The sequence below is a fragment of the Bradyrhizobium guangdongense genome (genome assembly GCF_004114975.1).
In the GTDB taxonomy this organism is placed as follows: domain Bacteria; phylum Pseudomonadota; class Alphaproteobacteria; order Rhizobiales; family Xanthobacteraceae; genus Bradyrhizobium; species Bradyrhizobium guangdongense.
Genome location: NZ_CP030051.1, coordinates 4,248,609 through 4,265,839 on the forward strand (window position 1 = coordinate 4,248,609; position 17,231 = coordinate 4,265,839).

The window sequence follows — 17,231 nt, forward strand, 5'->3', positions numbered from 1 at the left end:
ACGGGTTTGCTTACCGCGATACCCTCGCGAAGATGACAGTCCACAATCTCTGATGTCACCGCCGAAGACGCGCGACCACCTTTGCGGCGATGACTGATCACCGCGAGTGAGTCGCCCTCACCGCGGTCAGGCCAATGCAGCCTCTGACGGCCTTTGACATACATAGGGTACCCCCCTATCTTACTTTCATGTCCCACACCATCAAACACAAGTCGAAGCTCATCGGCCGCGTCCGGCGCATCAAGGGCCAATTGGAGGCCGTCGAGCGCGCGCTCGAATCGGAGATCGGCTGCGCCGATGTGCTGATGCTGGTGGCGTCGGTGAAGGGCGCGATCAGCGGCCTCACCACCGAGCTGCTGGAAGATCATATCCGCCATCATGTCGTGGATCCCGCGCACGAGAAGGATCCCGAGAAGGCCAAGGGCGCCGCCGACCTCATCGACGTCGTCCGGACCTATTTGAAGTGAAGCGATGACCGACCTGTCCCACCTGCTGCAACAAAGCAGCGCGCACGCATGGCTGTTCGTGCCCAGCGCGATCCTGCTCGGCGCCCTGCATGGCCTGGAGCCCGGGCACTCCAAGACCATGATGGCCGCGTTCATCATCGCCATCAGGGGAACGGTGCTCCAGGCGGTGCTGCTCGGCCTGTCGGCGACCATCTCCCACACCGCGATCGTCTGGGCGGTCGCGCTCGCGGGACTGTATTTCGGCCAGGAACTGTCCGGCGAACGCAGCGAGGCCTGGCTGCAACTGGTCTCCGCAATCATCATCGTCGGCATCGCCGGCTGGATGGTCTGGCGCACCTGGCGGGATCAAAACCACGAGCACGACCACGATCATCACCACCACGACGAGCCGCAATCGCTCTCGCTCGCCGGGATGCCGCTGTTGCTGGAAGTGTTCGAAGACGGCGTGCCGCCTCGCTGGCGCATCAGGAGCGAGAACGGCGCGCTTCCCGCCGCCGGCGACATCAAGGTGACCACGATCCGCGAGGACGGCGCGGAGCACACATTCGCCTTCGCGGCCCGGGATGGATACCTCGAAAGCATCGCGGAGATCCCCGAGCCGCACGCCTTCAAGGCGCGCATCGCGCTTGCCGGCGATTCCACCGAGCTCCTGTTTAGAGAGCACGATCACGTCCACATCGATCTCGGCGACGAGGACGACGCACATGCCCGTGCCCATGCCGCCGACATCCGCAAGCGCTTTGCGGGACGCAGCGTCACGACTTTGCAGATCGTCCTGTTCGGTCTCACCGGCGGACTGATCCCCTGCCCCGCAGCCATCACCGTCCTGCTGCTTTGCCTTCAGCTGAAGCAGCTCAGCCTCGGCTTCGTGCTGGTGCTGTCCTTCGGCATTGGGCTCGCGATCACGATGGTGTCGGCCGGCGTTCTCGCCGCCCTCAGCCTGCGGCACGTCGAACGACACTGGGGCGGCTTCAGCCGCTACGCCCACCGCGCGCCCTACGTCTCGGCGGCCCTGATCGTCTTCGTCGGCTTCTACACCGGCTGGACCGGACTGCACGAGCTGATGTTGTGATCCCTCGTCAGCGAGGGCGCAAGGTTCAGGCCCGCTGGTCGAAGCGTGCGAACACCGCGCTGGTCAGACCGCCGAGCAAGGTCCAGAACACCAGGCTCGTCACCGTCACCGCCGTGACGAACTGATGCGTCAGCGACGAGGGCACGTTGGTCTCGATGTTGGCGAGCTCCGGCGCACCGATCAGATGCGGCAGGGTCAGCAGGATCACGCCTGACATCGCCGCCGGCACCGAGCGGCGGAAGGCAATCAGCGCAAGCCCTCCTGATGTCGCCAGCACGGCCGCGAGCCACCAGATCTGACGCGACAACAGCGGCGCCGCCGGCACGCCGGGGAGCTCCGGCGGCAGGCCGAGGCCGGGCGCCAGGGCGAAGACGGCGAATCCCGCCAGACCCCACAGCAGGCCTTCGTGCCAGGACACGCTGATGCCGGTCGCACCGCTGCGCACGGCGAAGAAGCCGGCCAGCAGCAACGCGAATCCGATCGCGGTCAGGACGTTGGCGGCGGCCGTATAGGCATTGCGCTCAAAACCGTCGTGCGGCTCCCAGGCCCCGGCACCATGGTCATGATCACCTGCGCCATGTGCATGGTCGCCGTGATCGTGGGCTGCATGGTCGTGGCCATCAGCCGCCGGCTGTGCCGCGACCGGAGCGTCATGCGGATGCGTCTCGGCCGCCTTCTCGAAGACTTCCGCCTTCAGGATCAGGGGAACGGTGCCGAACTGCTGGACGACCGTGACGACGAGACCGACGATGAAACCTGAAATAACCGAGGCGAAGACGATCGAGCGAAACGTGCTCATGCCATCCCGGTCAGTGGCAGGGGAATGCGTTCGAGTGGCGGACGTCGTGGGCGGCATTGTGGACCACGTCGATATGCGAGAAGCCGACCATGCCGACGACGAAGAGGCCGAGCACCATGGCCATCACAGCCTGCGACAGCCGTCCCACCTGCCCCGCGGCGACGGGAAGCGCGGCTTGGGAGGCGTGGGCGAGCTGGGACTGGCTCATGGTCTATTCTCCATTGGCGATTTGGCCGTCTTCTAGCAGCTTCCGGGCGATGTCGCGACTGGTAAGATGCAGACTTGTCCCGGGCAAAATGTCCCTGCGCACAATCTTGGCGTCGGCGGCGGCCCGAAACACGGTCTCGAACCGCCGGAAATAACCGAGGCAGGCCTCCGGCGAGGGCTCGGTGCCGAGCAGCGTCCGGAATGCGCCGCGGTGCACGGCGCAGATCGCGCCGTGTCCGGTGACCGGAAACACCAGCGAGGCGATGTCATCCCGCCAATGGACTTCGCTGCTCAAGCTGTCGCACGCCCCCGGGAGCACCATGCTCCTGGCTGCGATCCTACCATGTCGACGAATTTCCGCAGGCCTCAATCAGGCCGGCGTGCGCTCGCCACGCGTCCTGATCATGGCGCGCTCGCCGGCATCAACGAGCTGGCCGATGCCGGTGCGGCCGTTGAGCGCGCAACGGATGATGTTTTCCGCAACCGATTTGCGGAAGCGATGATCCGCTCCATCGGGGCGATTGCGGCAGACCCGGTCCAGCGCCAGCTTCATGTTGATCCGCGTACGGATGTCGAAATGTTCGCTGATCATGCGCTGGGTCTCGATGCGTTGGTGTCGAAACGGAAACGCTGGACGAGCAGCCGAGTTCCGGAAAGCGATCAGGCTATGCTCGCCCTCTCACCCTTGAAGACGGGCGACCTACGCTCGTCCTCTCCCCCTTGAAGACGGGCGAGCTACGCTCGCCCTCTTGGCCGCTGCTGAGCCTGAGCCCAGGCCGCCTTGACGTCTCGCGGAGGAACGTCGATGCGCTTGATCGGCGTCAGCTCGCCGGAGGCCGAAATGATGGCCGTCTCTTCGCGGCGACAGCGCGGGCACACGAAGCGGACTTCGTGCGGGGATGCCGACCAGTTCGAGCGCTTGACGTTGGCGGCCATCGGCCATGTCTCGCAATGCGAGCACGACACCAGAAACCGACCGGGATCGAGCATACCCATTCCATAGGACTCCGCGTCCTGCCGCCCCTCCTCTAATGATTAACCCAAGTGAATCGTTCCGGTGCCCCGACACCAGCGAGCTCAGCGCTCGCCGTTCCCCTGGTGCGGCCACATCCGGGCCAATGTTCCATCGCGCATCACCGACGCGTGCCAGACGGTCGCGGCGATGTGCAGGGCCACGACGGCGTAGACGACATAGGCCAGCGTATCGTGCGCGATCTCGCCGGCATGGGCGATTCCAGGGCTACCGCTCACCAGGCGGGGCCAACTGAACGTCCAGAAGTACTTCAGCGAATAGCCGCCGGCCGCGGAAAATGCGTAGCCGGTGAGCGGCATCGCAAACAGGATGAGATAGAGCGCGAGATGATTCAGCCGGGCCGCGAAGCGCAGCAGCACCCCGAAGGAAGACGGCTCGGGCGGCGCCTTCGTCGCGGCGCGTACCATCAGCCGCAGCACCGACAGGAACAGCAGCGTCATGCCGAGCGATTTGTGCACCTCCAGCAGCTCGCGGCGCGGTGACGTGCCGGGCGGCTGAAGTCCGCAGTAGAAACCGATCAGCATCGCTACGATGAAGAGCACCGCCGTTGCCCAGTGAATCCTGCGCAGCAGCGGCGCATAGGCCGTCGTGACTTCCGAGGACATCAGGCTTCGTCGGCAATCCCGTTGCGCAGCAGGCCGACCTTGTCGATCTCGACCTCGACGACATCGCCGGCCTTCATCCAGATCGGCGGCGTACGCCTGGAGCCGACGCCGCCAGGCGTGCCCGTGGCGATGACATCGCCGGGCTCGAGCCGGGTGAACTGCGAGCAATATTCGATCTGGCGCGGGATGTCGAAGATCATCTCGTCGATGGTGGTGTCCTGCACCACCTCGCCGTTGAGCCTTGTCTGCAAGCGCAAGCGTCCGAGATCGCCGACCTCGTCGGGCGTCACGAGATACGGACCGAAGCCGCCGGTCGCGGAAAAATTCTTGCCCGGCGTGAACTGGTGGGTGTGGCGCTGATAGTCGCGCACGCTGCCCTCGTTGTAGCAGGCATAGCCGGCGATATGGCCCCACGCTTCGCTGCGCGAGATATAGCGGCCAGGCTTGCCGATGATCACCGCGAGCTCGCCCTCGAAGTCGAGCTGGGTCGAGACCTTGGGGCGGATGATGTCGGTGAGATGTCCGGTCTGGCTGTTGGCGAAGCGACCGAAGACGGTGGGGTTCTCGACCTCCGAGCGGCCGGTCTCCTTGCGATGGTTCTCGTAGTTCAGGCCGATGCAGAGGATCTTGTCGGGGTTCGGGATCACCGGCAGGAAGGTGATCTTCGACAGCGGGTGATGCTTTGCCTTGCCGGCTGCGGCGGCCGCTTCGGCCAGCGCGCCGGCTGCGATCGCCGATTTGAGGTCGGGATAGCGATCCTTCAGGACGGTGCCGAGATCGGCCACGCTGTCGCCCTCCACCAGGCCCCAGGAGGCGGCGTTGTCGATTTCAAAGCTTGCGAATTTCATGTGGTGTCCTTGAGATAGGCCGATCAGGTCGACGTGGCGGGAACAATGGTAGCTGAAGATGACGGCGAGGAGGTCTTCGCAAAGCGCGCGATGGTCCGCTCCGGGAAGATGAGTGCGAAGGCGGCAACCGCGCCGACGATGAGAATGCCGGCGGTGAACGTCATGGCATGGGCATAGCCGAGCGCGCTATTGCTGCCCGCCTCGCCGACGATCCATCCGGTCAGTGCGTTCGAGAACAGCGCGGACGCTGCATTGCCTGAATAGATCACGACGATCAGCCGGCCGCGCTGGGCCGCGGGCGCCACGGCGCCAAGCGCGACCGGTCCGAAGATCGTGGTGAGGCTTGGTGCCGCGAAGGCGATCGCCACGCAGGCGAGCTGGAACGCGCCTGTCGTCACGATGCTGAGCAGCAGTGCGCAGCCCGCAATCAGCAGCGCCAATCCCGCGGCATTGCCGAGGCAGGCGCGCAGGCTCCAGCCCCGACGCTGAAGCACTTGCGTGATCCAGGAGCCGCTGAGCAGCAACGGCGACTGGAACATGTAGATCGCGGAAATGATCCAGCCGACGTCGGTCGGCTTGTAGCCGAGCCCGAGCTGGAGGAACGGCGGCAGCCACGTCGCGGAGATGCCGACGATCCAGTACGACATGGTCGACATGATGATGACGCCGATCACCGTCGGATCGCACCACAACAGTCGCGCCGGCAGTTTCGGCGAGGCCGCCGTCGCATCGTTTCCAATGTCCGCCGCGGCGTAGGGTCCCTCCCCGCCGATGACGCTCCAGGCGAACATCCAGGCAATGCCGAGCAGTCCGCAAACCAGAAAGCCGGTGCGCCAGCCGTGATTGATGATCACGTAGGTCAGCAGCGGGCCGCCGGCCAGAAGCCCGACGCTGATGCCCTGCAGAACGACTGCGCTCGGGACGCTGCGTTTATCGGCAGGAAACCAGTTGTAGCAGGCGTGCAAAGCCGTCGGCAGGCCAGGGCCCTCACCCGCGCCGAGCAGAATGCGACACACGACCAGCACCATGACGGAGCTCGAGAAGAACACCGGGAGCTGTGTCGCCGACCAGATGGCGGCGAGCAGCAGCAAGATCCACTTCGCGGGGAAGCGGCCGACGACGAACAGTCCGACCGCCATGCCCGAGAGCGAGAACAGCAGAAAGAAGCTGCTACCGATCAGGCCGAACTCCTTCGGACTGAGCGACAGCTCCTTCATCATCGGCACCGCCGAGAGGCCGAAGACCAGCTTGTCGAAGAAGTTGATGGTCTGGAACAGAAACAACATGATGAGAACCGCATAGGCGCGCGCAGGCACCGCGGGCCCCGTCGTCAAGCTCGACGATGACGGCATGATTTCCCCCTCTTGAGCGTTATCGTTGTTTTGTTCATCGCAGCCTCGCCTCGAGACCTGACAGCATCTCAGCTAGTCCGGCTTCGTCTGCCGCGACGCCGTAGACGTAGTGATCGGGGCGGACGATCGCGGCCGCGCAGGCGTGCCGCGCGAACCAATCCGTCACTACGTCGCTTTCCTCCCGCAGGATGTACGGCAGCTGATCGTGATCCGCCGTTGCGATCGCGATCAGGCGCAAGCCGATCTCCACAGCGTGTGACGCGATCGCACGCGATCGTGCCACCGCACTGTCGGCCCGCAGCACGAGCCGCCATCCGGCGCCGCACATGGTGTCGAGCAATTGCCGGCCGCCGGATGTCATGATCCATGGCTGGGGAAACAGCGTGCCGTTGGCAGTATGCGGCACGTCGGCGCGAAGGCCGCAGCTGAGCGGCGGCACGATCTCCTGGCGGGTAATGGTCCGCGGCACGCCGCCGCCTTCGGCGAGGATGCGCTCATCGCGCGCGGCAGCCGCTTCCGGATCGCGCTCGCAGATGACGTGGCCGATCGCCTTGATGCGGCTCGTCAGCTCACGGACGTGAGCGCTGCGTTCGTCCTGATAGGTATCGAGCAGCGCCTCGCCGGAGGCGCCGCGCAGAACGCGCGCGAGCTTCCAGACCAGATTGGCGACATCGCGAACGCCTTGACACATCCCCTGCCCAATGAACGGCGGCTGCTGATGGGCGGCATCTCCGGCAAGGAAGACGCGCCCTTCGCGCCATTTGCTGGCGACGAGGGCATGAAAGCGATAGCTCGCCGCCCGCCACAGCGCCGCATCATCAGGCGTGAGCCAGCGCGCCAACAGCCGCCAGACCTGCTCGGGCTGCTCCATTGCGCGTGGATCCTCGCCGGGCAGCAGCATGATCTCGAACCGCCGGTGCGAGCCCGGGCCGACGATATAGGTGGTCGGCCGTGACGGATCGCAGAACTGCGCCGCGGTGCGCGGCAGCTTGGCAAGCCCAGATGCGTTGACCCTGAGGTCGATCACGAGCCAGGGCTCGTCGAAGACCAGATCGTCGAAGCCAATCCCGAGCTGACGGCGAACCGCGCTCGATGCGCCGTCGCAGGCGATGACATAGTCCGCCGTGACGTTGCGCGTGCCCTGGTCGCCGCACAGCTCGAGCGTCACACCATCAGGCGCCTGCTCGAGCTTGCGGAGCTCGGTACCGAGCTCCACGACCACCGACCGATAGGACCGCGCATGGGCGCGCAGGATCTCCTCGACCGGCGGCTGGGTGAACACCATGGTCGGGGTGTAGCCGAGCGGATAAGGCTCACTCACCATATCGATGCGGCGGATCAATTGGCCGCGCGCGCCGAAATGCTCCGACGCCGGAAACGGCGCAATGTGCGGACTGAGCGGCTCGGCAACACCGAGATTGTCGAACAGCCGCAGGATCTCGTGATCGAGCGCGATTGCACGCGGCTTGTCGTAGACCGCTCGGTCGCGGTCGACCGCCAGGGTCTGGATCCCCTCTGCGCCGAGCAGGCTGGCGGCGACGGCGCCTGACGGGCCGAAGCCGACGACAGCAACCTGGACATCGTTCGCGGGCTTCGAAACGGACACTGACCGAGACCTCGTTTGCGTGTTGATTGATCGTCGTGCTCAGCGCGCGGCGTAGCGGACGGAGAGTTGCGCGGCCTTCACGTGGTCGGCCTTGGGCGGCGCGATGCCCCATTGATCGGTGCGACCGGGCGGCCAGACCCAATGATCCGGGCCCCGCACGACGTAGCTGTCGTCGACCTGGAGCACCTCGGCGGTGTATTCGATCACGGTCCCCACGGGGTCGATGAAGTAGGAAAACACGTTGTCGCCGGGACCATGGCGACCAACCCCCCAGGCAATCGGGTAACCGGCGTCGATCATGCGGCCCGAACCGCGCATCACCGCTTCCAGGTTCGGCATCAGGAAAGCCACGTGATTGAGTCCGCTGACCTTGGCGTCGGCGATCACGACCGCATGGTGATCGCTGTTGCAGCGAACGAACGCCATCGCCTTTGAGCGGTCCGTCAGCCGAAAGCCAAGCGCCCTCTCGTAGAAGGCGGCGGAGCGATCGACATCCGTGCTGTTGAGATTGACGTGGGCTAGCCTTCGGGCCGATCGCCTTGCGAAGGCTCCGGCAGATGACTGAGGTCGTCGTGAACGAAGCGCAGGACGCCGCCGTCCGGCGCACGAATGGCCAGCATCATGCCGCCATCGGGCGCTTGGTTCGGAGCTGGACTGCGGATCAGCCGCGCGCCTTCGGCAAGTGCGTTCGCGGCAATGGAATCGAGATCGTCCGCGCGCGCTGCGCGAAACGTCACCGCGCCAAGCTCGGGCTGCTCACTTCGGTAGAGCGCGACGACGTGGTGGTCGCTGCCGGTCGCGCGCAGATAAACAACGCCGGCTTCCCGGGTGACGGGCGCAAGACCCCAAACGTCGCGATAGAACGCCACGGAGCGATCCAGATCCGGCGTGCCGAGATCGACGCTGCGCAGCGCAGTCACCGGAAACCGGGCCATGAACGCACTCCTCCGTCAGGCCACTGTCCGGGCAGACCGCGTGGCTTTCTTGATCGCGGTCGCACTTTCATGACCGACCACCCCCTTTTATTACACAAAACGATCACCGCAACAGAAATTTATACATTTTATGGACTCGTGATCAGATGTATATGATGGCGCACCGTGAGCTGAGCGAACAATGGAGGCTGGAACGGTGGAATTGACTGCGGCGTCCACACTGCCGGCCCCCTCGACGCAGGCGAGCCACGTCTATGACCGGCTGCGCGAGGACCTGTTGTCCGGACGCCTCGCCCCGTCACGCAAGCTGCAGATGCGGTTCCTGATGGAGACCTACCAGACCGGCCAAACGCCGCTGCGCGAGGCGCTCAACCGGTTGACCGCCGACGGACTGGTCGAGGTCCGCGAGCAGCGCGGCTTTTATGTCAAGGACGTCAGCCGCGCGGAGCTTGCCGAGCTGACCAAGACACGTTGCTGGATCGAGGCGCTGGCGCTCCGCGAGTCCATGGCGGCGTCCACGCCTGAATGGGAAGAGCAGCTCGTCCTCGCGCACCACAGGCTGAGCCGTGTGCCCCGGTCGTTGAGTGCCACCGAATTCGCCGACAATCCCGAATGGGAAAAGCTGCATCGCATCTACCATCGCACCCTGATCGGCCAATGTGGCTCGCAATCCCTGATCGGGTTCTGCGGCCAGCTTGCCGACCAGCTCTATCGCTACCGGCGCCTGTCGATCAGCAAGGCCTTTCCGTCGCGTCACGTCGGCGACGAGCATGCTGCCATCATGGAGGCGGTACTGAGCGGCGATGCCGATCTGGCGGTGAAGCTGCTCACGGCCCATTATCAGCGAACGGCCGACGTCATCCTTCAGGACGAGGCCATTTTCCCCGAGTTGCGACGTGAGGTGGCGCGAGGCTGACCTTCGCCCTCACCGCGCGCCGTGGAGCGTGCAGGCTGTCGAGCACGTGACGGTGTTGCCGTGGTCGCATGCCTTGCAGGCGGCAACGCACTGGTTCATGTCGCGCGGATTGAACGACGAGTAGCTGCGCATCGGGCAAACCGGGGTCGAGCCGGTGACGTCCTGCTCCTGGTTGCAGGCTGCTGTCAAAAGCGCAAACAAGACGACCGCAAACAGGCGCATGGGATGTCAACTGCCGGACGAGTTCGGTTCGCGGGCAACATTGCAGCGCAACCTTGCCCCAGGCATTCCCATCGCAGCGAATCGCGACGGGCGACTCCCTGCTTCTCGTCAAGGATGCGACCCAATTGTTAAGAACCGATTGCGACCGGGCGACGGCTCGCCGGCGAGACAGATGCCCGGCATGCGGCTCGCTGCAGCGAAAACCGTCAGCTCGCGTCAGGCGGCAGCCTTGATCGCGATCGCCTGGCGCATATCGACCGCGAGCTGGCGATACTGCTCCCCGAGCTTCAGGTAGAATTCGCGCTTGGTGCTGTCGGTGGCGAGCTTTGCAATCAGCTCGCATTCGGCGGTGAGTGTCTCGAACCGCTCCAGCCTGTCCTCAAGTTCTGTCATCGGCGTATCCCCATCAAACGCCCTAGGGACAGCAAACCTAAGCCCGGAAATTAGGTCACGGCGAACATCGTTATGGGGTAGAAACAATTATTCGCGGACCGGACGGCTATTTGCTGTCCATCCGCCAAGCGCCGTCCCAATCGGCCGCGGGCGGGCGGGCCTCGAACTCCGCGATGCGAGCAAGCAGCGTGCGCGCAGGACCATCGCCGGGGCTGCTCTCCAGCGCGGCGTTGAAGGCCACGCGTGCGTCATCGAAGCGGCACGCCCGATAGGCGGCAAGGCCTTCGGCATAGTGCTTGCGAAGATCCTGTTGCGCCGCGGTCAGCGCGCCGGCCCTGCTCATCACCTCGAAGATCGCTTGCGGCGCGCTCTGGCCGACCACTGCCAGACGATCGATCTCGCGCAATTCGAGCTTGGCGCCGATCGCCTCCGCCGTCGCCTGCGCAATCAGGATGCGGGTGCCGTAGACCTTGTTCGCGGCCTCGAGACGCGAGGCAAGGTTCACGGCATCGCCCATCACGGTGAAGCTCATCATCAGCTCGGAGCCGATGCTGCCGGTCAGGACCTCGCCGGTGGCGATGCCGATGCGCAGGTCACATGGCGCCGGCATGGCGCGGATGCCGAGCAGGTCAGGCAACTGCTTCTGCAGCGCGGGCACCTGCTCGGCCATGTCGATGGCGGAGAGTCCTGCGAGCAGCGCCTGCTCGTTCTCCTCGATGAAGGGCGGGCCCCAATAGGCCATGATGGCGTCGCCGATATATTTGTCGATGATGCCGCGATTGCTGCGGATCGGGCCGGACATGACGGTGAAATAATGGTTCATCACCTTGACGAGGCCTCGGGGCGTCATGCCCTCGCTCATCGAGGTGAAGCCGCTCATGTCGCAGAACATGATGGTCATCACCCGGCGCTCGCCGTCGATCGCGACCTCCGGCCGGTCGATCAGACCCTGCACCACCTTGGGATCGATGTAGCGGCCGAAGGTCTCGCGGATGCGTTCGTTGTGGCGCAGCTGCTCGATCATGCGGTTGAAGGCGGCCGCAAGCTCGCCGATCTCGTCCTGGGTCGAGACGGCAATGGTCTTGTCGAAGCGCCCCGCTTCGACCTCGCGGGTGCCGGCGAGCAGCAGCCGCACCGGGCGGGTGATGCCGCTGGAGACCAGCAGCGCAAAGACGAACCCGACGATCGCCGCGAGCAAGGTGACGATGCCCGACACGATGATCGCCTGGCGCTGGTGGCCGATCACTTGCGACGTGCTGAAAAACACCTGCGCCAGCATGTCGGTGCGGATCGCATCGATCTTCTGGTTGAACTGGTCGCGCACGCCGTCGATGTGTTCCAGCGTCGCGCGGGCCTCCGCCATCTGCTTGGCGTCGACCTGCTTGAGGAGCGTTGCGCGATCCTGATCCAGGTCGCGGCGCAGGTCCGTGACGGCGGTTTCGATGCGGATCTCGATCCGCGCCAGCGCGGCATTGTCCGAAGGGGTCCTGGGATCGTCGATGATGGCGTTGATGAGCTTGCGCGCGCCCTCGGCCTCCTCCTCGATCCTCCGGTCCGTCACCTCGAACTCGTGCAGGCGGGCCGCATAGGCCTCCTCGTCCGTCGGCGACTGCATCCTGGTCATGACCATGCGCCGCAGCGCCAGCGCCCGCTCCAGCGAGCGGACATTGGCGCGGGCCAGATGGCCGTAGGCCGGGATGTAGCGGTTCGTCAGTTCGTCCAGGAGAATGCCGACCTTGCTCGACATCACCATCGACAGGATCGAGGTGACCAGCATCAGGACGATCAATCCGAGGGCGATGCCGACGATTTTGCGCCGGATCGACTGGTTGAAAAGCGGCATGAAGGTAAAGGCTGAATAGAAGGATCGGTGGAACTCAATACACCGGATTTTGGGTGAGGAACACGCGCAATCGCGTCCATGCCCTGCGAGCAGTTGCAACCACCACGCGAGGGCCAATTCGTTAACAAAGGTTAAAGCCACTGTCGCTCCGAGTTCCCCAGTTCCAATCCGTATTTTGCCGCATTGTTGAACGAGCGTGAGGAATGCGAGACGATACCGTGGCATCGTTGCCGGTGTCGTGATTCTCAAGCCGCATGTCGTCGCGGACCTTGGTTTGTAGTGGTTTCGCAGGGGGACCATGGAATGAACCAGTGCCTACGCTCGCTCGCGTGTGTCGTGGCCGTCGCCGCGTTGGCCTTCGTGCCTGCCGCCTCGGTGGCGAAGAGCAGCCACAAATCGTCCGCTTCCAAGAAGACGCACGAGACGAAAGCCGGCAAGCATCGCCATGTCGCGGCGAAATCGCGCCATGGCAAACATGCCGAGGCCAAGCACAAGTCCAAGCAACGTGACGACGAGCCTGCGGACAAGCCGGCACCGCCGCCGCTGACCGGCGACCTTGCCGCGCTGAAGGACGCCATCGACCTCGCACGCAAGGGCAAGGCCGACGACGCGACTGCGGCGCGAGATCGCATTGCCGATCCCGCCGGACAGAAGCTCGCCGACTGGTTCATGCTGCGCCATTCCGAGAGCACCGCCAATTTCAAGCGCTATGCCGCCTTCCTCGCCGCCAATCCGGATTGGCCGAGCGCCGCGCTGCTGCGCCGCCGCGCCGAGGCGCGGCTGTGGCAGGAGAAGAGCGATGCGGCGACCGTGCACGCCTTCACGATGGACCGGCCGGCCAGCGCCAAGGGCAAGTTCGCCCTCGCCCGCGTATTGCTCTCCGAGGGCGACAGCGACAGGGCCGCGCGTTTTGTTCGCGAGGCCTGGCGGTCCGACGAATTGTCCGAGCGCAGCGAGGAGGATTCCTACGAAGCGTTCCACGATCTGTTGCGGCCTGAGGATCATCGCGCCCGCATGGACAAGCGTCTTGGCGCCAAGGACTATGCCGGCGCGAAACGCGCCGCAAAGCGTCTCGGCGAGGATGCGCTCGCCATCGTCAAGGCCTGCGCCGCAGTCAACGGCAAGGCCGACAAGGCCAAGGATTATCTCGACGACGTGTCGGCAGACGCCCGCCGCGACCTCGGCTATGTCCTGTGCCGCGCGCAATGGCACATCCAGAAGGACCACATCGACGATGCGGCCGAACTGATCCTGGCGGCTGCGCCCGACACGATGGCGGCGCAGGACACCGATGCCTGGTGGCGCGAGCGCCGCCTGCTGGCCCGAAAACTGCTCGACCAGGGCAGGTTCACGACCGCATACGACGTGGTGCGCGCCGCCGCGGTGCCGGCGATGGAGGTCTATCGCGTCGATTATCACTTCATGTGCGGCTGGATCGCGCTGCGCTATCTGGGCGATCCCAGGGCGGCGATGGCACACTTCGCCGCGATCGACGAAGGCTCGACCAATCCGATCGCGCTGTCTCGCGCTCATTACTGGCGAGGCCGCGCGGCCGAGGCGATGGGAGCCATGGCCGATGCGCGCATGAGCTACAAGGCGGCCGCGCGCTATCCGACCGCCTATTACGGCCAGCTCGCCCGTGCCCGGCTCGGCCTCGAGGGAATCGAGCTGCGCGCCCCCTCACCCGTGCTGACTGCCGCCGAGACGCCTGCGGCAGACGAGCGCGTCCGCGCCGCCGACATGCTGTACGGCATCGGCGAGCGCGACGTGGTGCTCTACTTCGCCGAGGATTTCGCCAAGGAGAGCTCCGATGTCGCGGCACTCGCGGCGTTCGGCGAGCTCGCCGGCCAGCGCAACGATGCCCGCGTGATGCTCGAGGTCGGCAAGTCGGCGCTGGCCCGCGGGATGGCGCTCGACCATTATGCGTTTCCCACCATCGGCATTCCCGAACACAAGCAGGTGGCGCCGGCGATCGATACCAGCGTGATCTATTCGGTGGCGCGGACCGAAAGCGCGTTCGACCAGCGCGACAAGTCGTCCGCCAACGCCGTCGGCCTGATGCAGGTGACCCCGGAGGCCGGCCGCGACACCGCAAAGCGCTTCGGCGTGACCTACGATTGGGACAGGATGGTCTCCGACCCCGTCTACAACACGCAGATGGGCGCCGCCGAGCTCAGCGCGCTCATGTCGGAATACCGGGGCAACCAGATCATGACCTTCGCCGGCTACAATGCCGGCCGCGGCCGGGTGCGCGACTGGGTGCAGGCACATGGCGACCCCAGAGATCCCAATGTCGATCCGGTCGACTGGGTCGAGCGCATCCCGCTGTCGGAGACGCGCAACTACGTCCAGCGTGTGATGGAGAACGTGCTGGTCTATCGCGCGAGGTTCGAGGGCAGCGGCGCGGTTGCCGGCAAGAGCGACCAACGCGTGGTGACGCAGGATTCGAGCGCCAAGGCGACGCCGGTTGGCTTTGTGGGTCCGCAGTAGACGCGGACCGGATCACTCCACCTTGATGTTCGCCGCCTTGATGATCGGCCACCATTTGGCGATCTCGGCCTTCTGCCTGATGCCGAGCGCCTCCGGCGTGAGCTGATCCTTGGGTGTCATCCCCAGGCCCTGGCTTTCCAGCTGCTTCTTCACGGCGGGATCGTTCAACGCTTCCACTGCGGCCGCATTGAGCCTGGTGACAATTTCCTTCGGCGTGCCCTTCGGCACCCACATGCCCGACCACAGCGTCATGTTGAAGCCCTTCAGGCCCGCTTCATCCGCGGTCGGGATGTCGGGGGCCGAGGCCAGACGCTTGTCGTCGGTGACGGCGTAGGCACGGATGGTTCCGGCGCGAACCTGGTTGATGGAGTTGGAGGTCTGGTCGACGATGATATCGATCTGGCCGGCGATCAGATCGTTCAGCGCCGGCGCCGTGCCGCGGTACGGCACGTATTGCAGCTTGATGCCGGAGACGCTCTCGAAGTAGACGCCGGCGATGTGGCTGCCGGAACCGGCTCCCGCCGTGCCCGCCGTCGGCGGCGACGGTCGCGATTTCAGCCACGCCAGCAGCTCCTTCAGCGAGGTCGCCGGCACCGCATTCTTGCTGACCACGATCATCGGGTTGCTCGGCAGGAGCACGACCGGCTCGAGATCGGCGACGAGGTCGTAGTTCAGCTTGTAGACGGCACCGTTTGCGACATGGGTGCCGAGATGGCCGAAGGAGATGGTGTAGCCGTCGGGCGGCGAATGCACGGCGCGCCCTACCCCGATGGAGCCGCCGGCACCGGTGACATTCTCGATCACCAGGGGCTGGCCGAGCGAGACCCGCATCCGCTCGGCGAGCACGCGCGCCATCGCATCGGACGGCCCACCGGCCGCAAAGGGCACGATGATGGTGATGGGATGCGAGGGATAATCGTCGGCGCGCGCGGCGCCGGCGAGCGCGAGAAATCCGATCAGCCCGGCCCAGACGGCCTTTTTCATTGCTTCCTCCGCAGCGTTTTTTTCTTCACCTCACCCCGCTTGCGGGGAGAGGTCGAAAGCGAAGCTTTCGGGTGAGGGGGAGTCTCCGCGAGTCCAACTGTCACCGCCCCCGCGGAGAGTCCCCCTCACCCCGACCCTCTCCCCGCAAGCGGGGCGAGGGAGAAGAGCTAGAACTGCGCGTAGTCGATCGGCTTGTGGCGATCGAGCGTGCGGGTGACCGGCGGCAGCGGGTACTTCAGGCCGGTCGCGCAATTGAACAGCATCACGCGGTCACCCTTCGAGACGCGGCCGTCTGCGAGGCTTTCCTTGTAGGCGGCATAGGTCGCGGCGCCCTCGGGGCAGAGCAGCAGCCCCTCCTCGCGCGCGACCTCGTTCAGCGCCGACGAAATCTTGTCGTCGTCGACCGCGATGGCAAAGCCCTTGCTCTCGCGCACGGCGCGCAGGATCAGGAAGTCGCCGATCGCCTGCGGCACGCGAATGCCCGAAGCGATGGTGTGCGCATCCTCCCAACGCGCGGCATGCTCGGTGCCGGCCTCATAGGCGCGGACCATCGGCGCGCAGCCGGAGGCCTGTACCGCCACCATGCGCGGGCGCTTCGAACCGATGAAGCCGATCTTTTCCAGCTCGTCGAACGCCTTCCACATGCCGATCAGGCCGGTGCCGCCGCCGGTCGGATAGAAGATCACGTCGGGCACGTCCCAGCCGAGCTGCTCGGCAAGCTCGAGGCCCATCGTCTTCTTGCCTTCGATGCGGTACGGCTCCTTCAGCGTCGAGGTGTCGAACCAGCCGACCTTGGCCTTGCCCTCGCCGACGATCTTGCCGCAATCGTCGATATAGCCGTTGACGCGGTAGACGGTCGCGCCCTGCAGCTCGATCTCGCTGACATTCACCTCCGGCGTGTCGGCCGGGCAGAAGATCGTGGTCTTGATGCCGCAGGAGGTCGCGTAAGCCGCGAGCGCCGCACCGGCATTGCCGTTGGTCGGCATCGCCATATGCTTGATGCCGAGCGCTTTGCCCATCGACACCGCCATCACGAGTCCGCGCGCCTTGAACGAGCCGGTCGGCAGGCGTCCCTCATCCTTGACGATGATCTCGCCGCCGCCGAGCTTCTTGCCGAGCTTGGGAAGGCGGATCAGCGGCGTGGTGACTTCGCCCAGCGAAACGATGTCCTTGCATTTGCGTACAGGCAGCAGCTCGCGGTAGCGCCACATGTCGGCGGGGCGCTGGGCCAGCGCGTCCTTGGTCAGCGCCTTCTTCACACCCGCAAGGTCGTAGCGGACGAGCAGCGGCTTGCCGGCCTTGGAGAGGTTATGGATCTGGTCGGCGGCATAGTGGTCGCCCTCCATCGCGCATTCGAGATGGGTGACGAAGGTCGGGCGTTCGATGGTGAGGTTGTCGTTGTCGTGCATGGGATGATTTCCTTCTTGTTCTGAAAATGGATCTCTCTGCTCGTCATTGC

19 protein-coding genes and 1 pseudogene are annotated in these 17,231 nt (G+C 65.2%); 4 read left to right on the top strand and 16 right to left on the bottom strand.

Annotated features, from left to right (window positions below; translation table 11 throughout):
* Nucleotides 1–188: 188 nt before the first annotated feature.
* Both X265_RS20325 and X265_RS20330 read left to right on the top strand, forming a co-directional pair.
* The gene (locus X265_RS20325; RefSeq protein ID WP_063706516.1) at nt 189–467 is read left to right on the top strand and encodes a metal/formaldehyde-sensitive transcriptional repressor; all 279 of its coding nucleotides are present in this window, start codon (nt 189–191) and stop codon (nt 465–467) included.
* 4 nt (nt 468–471) lie between these two features.
* Nucleotides 472–1,539 (top strand): nickel/cobalt efflux transporter, encoded by a 1,068-nt coding sequence (locus tag X265_RS20330; protein ID WP_128966422.1) that lies wholly within the window; start codon nt 472–474, stop codon nt 1,537–1,539.
* 25 nt (nt 1,540–1,564) lie between these two features.
* Here X265_RS20330 and X265_RS20335 read toward each other — a convergent pair whose 3' ends face one another.
* The 11 genes and pseudogenes from X265_RS20335 to X265_RS41465 form a co-directional block, all read right to left on the bottom strand.
* A complete protein-coding gene (locus X265_RS20335) occupies nt 1,565–2,338 on the bottom strand; it encodes a CbtA family protein (protein ID WP_128966423.1) in 774 nt (257 codons plus the stop codon).
* Nucleotides 2,339–2,348: 10 nt separating this feature from the next.
* Complete coding sequence (locus X265_RS20340) at nt 2,349–2,546, bottom strand: CbtB domain-containing protein (protein ID WP_128966424.1); 198 nt, start codon at nt 2,544–2,546, stop codon at nt 2,349–2,351.
* Nucleotides 2,547–2,549: 3 nt separating this feature from the next.
* Complete coding sequence (locus X265_RS20345; RefSeq protein ID WP_244659359.1) at nt 2,550–2,840, bottom strand: hypothetical protein; 291 nt, start codon at nt 2,838–2,840, stop codon at nt 2,550–2,552.
* Nucleotides 2,841–2,915: 75 nt separating this feature from the next.
* The gene (locus X265_RS20350) at nt 2,916–3,137 is read right to left on the bottom strand and encodes a hypothetical protein (RefSeq protein ID WP_128966426.1); all 222 of its coding nucleotides are present in this window, start codon (nt 3,135–3,137) and stop codon (nt 2,916–2,918) included.
* Between the two features lie 143 nt (nt 3,138–3,280).
* Nucleotides 3,281–3,541, bottom strand: coding sequence for a hypothetical protein (locus tag X265_RS40640; RefSeq protein ID WP_164938705.1), 261 nt, complete (start codon nt 3,539–3,541; stop codon nt 3,281–3,283).
* A gap of 81 nt (nt 3,542–3,622) precedes the next feature.
* Nucleotides 3,623–4,183: a cytochrome b gene (locus X265_RS20360; RefSeq protein WP_128966427.1), complete on the bottom strand. Its 561-nt coding sequence runs from the start codon at nt 4,181–4,183 to the stop codon at nt 3,623–3,625.
* Nucleotides 4,183–5,031 (bottom strand): fumarylacetoacetate hydrolase family protein, encoded by an 849-nt coding sequence (locus tag X265_RS20365; protein ID WP_128966428.1) that lies wholly within the window; start codon nt 5,029–5,031, stop codon nt 4,183–4,185. Before X265_RS20365 ends, X265_RS20360 begins: the two co-directional genes overlap by 1 nt.
* A gap of 23 nt (nt 5,032–5,054) precedes the next feature.
* Complete coding sequence (locus X265_RS20370; RefSeq protein ID WP_128966429.1) at nt 5,055–6,383, bottom strand: MFS transporter; 1,329 nt, start codon at nt 6,381–6,383, stop codon at nt 5,055–5,057.
* A 34-nt stretch (nt 6,384–6,417) separates the two neighbouring features.
* Nucleotides 6,418–7,989 carry a bifunctional 3-(3-hydroxy-phenyl)propionate/3-hydroxycinnamic acid hydroxylase gene (locus X265_RS20375; protein ID WP_128966430.1) on the bottom strand — a complete coding sequence of 524 codons (1,572 nt, stop codon included), beginning with the start codon at nt 7,987–7,989 and terminating at the stop codon, nt 6,418–6,420.
* 39 nt (nt 7,990–8,028) lie between these two features.
* Nucleotides 8,029–8,463, bottom strand: a pseudogene (locus tag X265_RS41460) (VOC family protein); the annotation flags it as partial.
* Between the two features lie 44 nt (nt 8,464–8,507).
* Nucleotides 8,508–8,924, bottom strand: a complete 417-nt coding sequence (locus X265_RS41465; protein ID WP_244659358.1) for a VOC family protein — start codon at nt 8,922–8,924, stop codon at nt 8,508–8,510.
* A gap of 196 nt (nt 8,925–9,120) precedes the next feature.
* Here X265_RS41465 and X265_RS20385 point away from each other — a divergent pair, with 196 nt between their 5' ends.
* Nucleotides 9,121–9,840, top strand: a complete 720-nt coding sequence (locus tag X265_RS20385; protein ID WP_244659357.1) for a GntR family transcriptional regulator — start codon at nt 9,121–9,123, stop codon at nt 9,838–9,840.
* Nucleotides 9,841–9,849: 9 nt separating this feature from the next.
* On the opposite strand, the gene X265_RS20390 is transcribed toward X265_RS20385, so the two are convergent.
* From X265_RS20390 to X265_RS20395, 3 genes are all read right to left on the bottom strand, one after another.
* On the bottom strand, nt 9,850–10,062 hold the full coding sequence (locus tag X265_RS20390) for a hypothetical protein (protein ID WP_128966432.1): 213 nt from the start codon (nt 10,060–10,062) through the stop codon (nt 9,850–9,852).
* 216 nt (nt 10,063–10,278) lie between these two features.
* On the bottom strand, nt 10,279–10,455 hold the full coding sequence (locus X265_RS40645; RefSeq protein ID WP_164938706.1) for a hypothetical protein: 177 nt from the start codon (nt 10,453–10,455) through the stop codon (nt 10,279–10,281).
* Between the two features lie 106 nt (nt 10,456–10,561).
* The gene (locus tag X265_RS20395) at nt 10,562–12,298 is read right to left on the bottom strand and encodes an adenylate/guanylate cyclase domain-containing protein (RefSeq protein WP_128966433.1); all 1,737 of its coding nucleotides are present in this window, start codon (nt 12,296–12,298) and stop codon (nt 10,562–10,564) included.
* Nucleotides 12,299–12,601: 303 nt separating this feature from the next.
* On the opposite strand from X265_RS20395, the gene X265_RS20400 reads away from it, so the two are divergent.
* Nucleotides 12,602–14,788 (top strand): lytic transglycosylase domain-containing protein, encoded by a 2,187-nt coding sequence (locus X265_RS20400; RefSeq protein WP_128966434.1) that lies wholly within the window; start codon nt 12,602–12,604, stop codon nt 14,786–14,788.
* A gap of 12 nt (nt 14,789–14,800) precedes the next feature.
* On the opposite strand, the gene X265_RS20405 is transcribed toward X265_RS20400, so the two are convergent.
* Complete coding sequence (locus X265_RS20405; RefSeq protein WP_128966435.1) at nt 14,801–15,772, bottom strand: tripartite tricarboxylate transporter substrate binding protein BugD; 972 nt, start codon at nt 15,770–15,772, stop codon at nt 14,801–14,803.
* Nucleotides 15,773–15,939: 167 nt separating this feature from the next.
* Nucleotides 15,940–17,181, bottom strand: coding sequence for a threonine synthase (locus X265_RS20410; protein ID WP_128966436.1), 1,242 nt, complete (start codon nt 17,179–17,181; stop codon nt 15,940–15,942).
* Between the last annotated feature and the right edge of the window lie 50 nt (nt 17,182–17,231).

What these genes read in the sequence shown, in the direction of transcription:
- X265_RS20325 (WP_063706516.1), top strand. Translation starts at nt 189, where the DNA reads ATGTCCCACACCATCAAACACAAGTCGAAGCTCATCGGCCGCGTCCGG.
- X265_RS20330 (WP_128966422.1), top strand. Translation starts at nt 472, where the DNA reads ATGACCGACCTGTCCCACCTGCTGCAACAAAGCAGCGCGCACGCATGG.
- X265_RS20335 (WP_128966423.1), bottom strand. Translation starts at nt 2,338, where the DNA reads ATGAGCACGTTTCGCTCGATCGTCTTCGCCTCGGTTATTTCAGGTTTC.
- X265_RS20340 (WP_128966424.1), bottom strand. Translation starts at nt 2,546, where the DNA reads ATGAGCCAGTCCCAGCTCGCCCACGCCTCCCAAGCCGCGCTTCCCGTC.
- X265_RS20350 (WP_128966426.1), bottom strand. Translation starts at nt 3,137, where the DNA reads ATGATCAGCGAACATTTCGACATCCGTACGCGGATCAACATGAAGCTG.
- X265_RS40640 (WP_164938705.1), bottom strand. Translation starts at nt 3,541, where the DNA reads ATGGGTATGCTCGATCCCGGTCGGTTTCTGGTGTCGTGCTCGCATTGC.
- X265_RS20360 (WP_128966427.1), bottom strand. Translation starts at nt 4,183, where the DNA reads ATGTCCTCGGAAGTCACGACGGCCTATGCGCCGCTGCTGCGCAGGATT.
- X265_RS20365 (WP_128966428.1), bottom strand. Translation starts at nt 5,031, where the DNA reads ATGAAATTCGCAAGCTTTGAAATCGACAACGCCGCCTCCTGGGGCCTG.
- X265_RS20370 (WP_128966429.1), bottom strand. Translation starts at nt 6,383, where the DNA reads ATGCCGTCATCGTCGAGCTTGACGACGGGGCCCGCGGTGCCTGCGCGC.
- X265_RS41465 (WP_244659358.1), bottom strand. Translation starts at nt 8,924, where the DNA reads ATGGCCCGGTTTCCGGTGACTGCGCTGCGCAGCGTCGATCTCGGCACG.
- X265_RS20390 (WP_128966432.1), bottom strand. Translation starts at nt 10,062, where the DNA reads ATGCGCCTGTTTGCGGTCGTCTTGTTTGCGCTTTTGACAGCAGCCTGC.
- X265_RS40645 (WP_164938706.1), bottom strand. Translation starts at nt 10,455, where the DNA reads ATGACAGAACTTGAGGACAGGCTGGAGCGGTTCGAGACACTCACCGCC.
- X265_RS20395 (WP_128966433.1), bottom strand. Translation starts at nt 12,298, where the DNA reads ATGCCGCTTTTCAACCAGTCGATCCGGCGCAAAATCGTCGGCATCGCC.
- X265_RS20400 (WP_128966434.1), top strand. Translation starts at nt 12,602, where the DNA reads ATGAACCAGTGCCTACGCTCGCTCGCGTGTGTCGTGGCCGTCGCCGCG.
- X265_RS20405 (WP_128966435.1), bottom strand. Translation starts at nt 15,772, where the DNA reads ATGAAAAAGGCCGTCTGGGCCGGGCTGATCGGATTTCTCGCGCTCGCC.
- X265_RS20410 (WP_128966436.1), bottom strand. Translation starts at nt 17,181, where the DNA reads ATGCACGACAACGACAACCTCACCATCGAACGCCCGACCTTCGTCACC.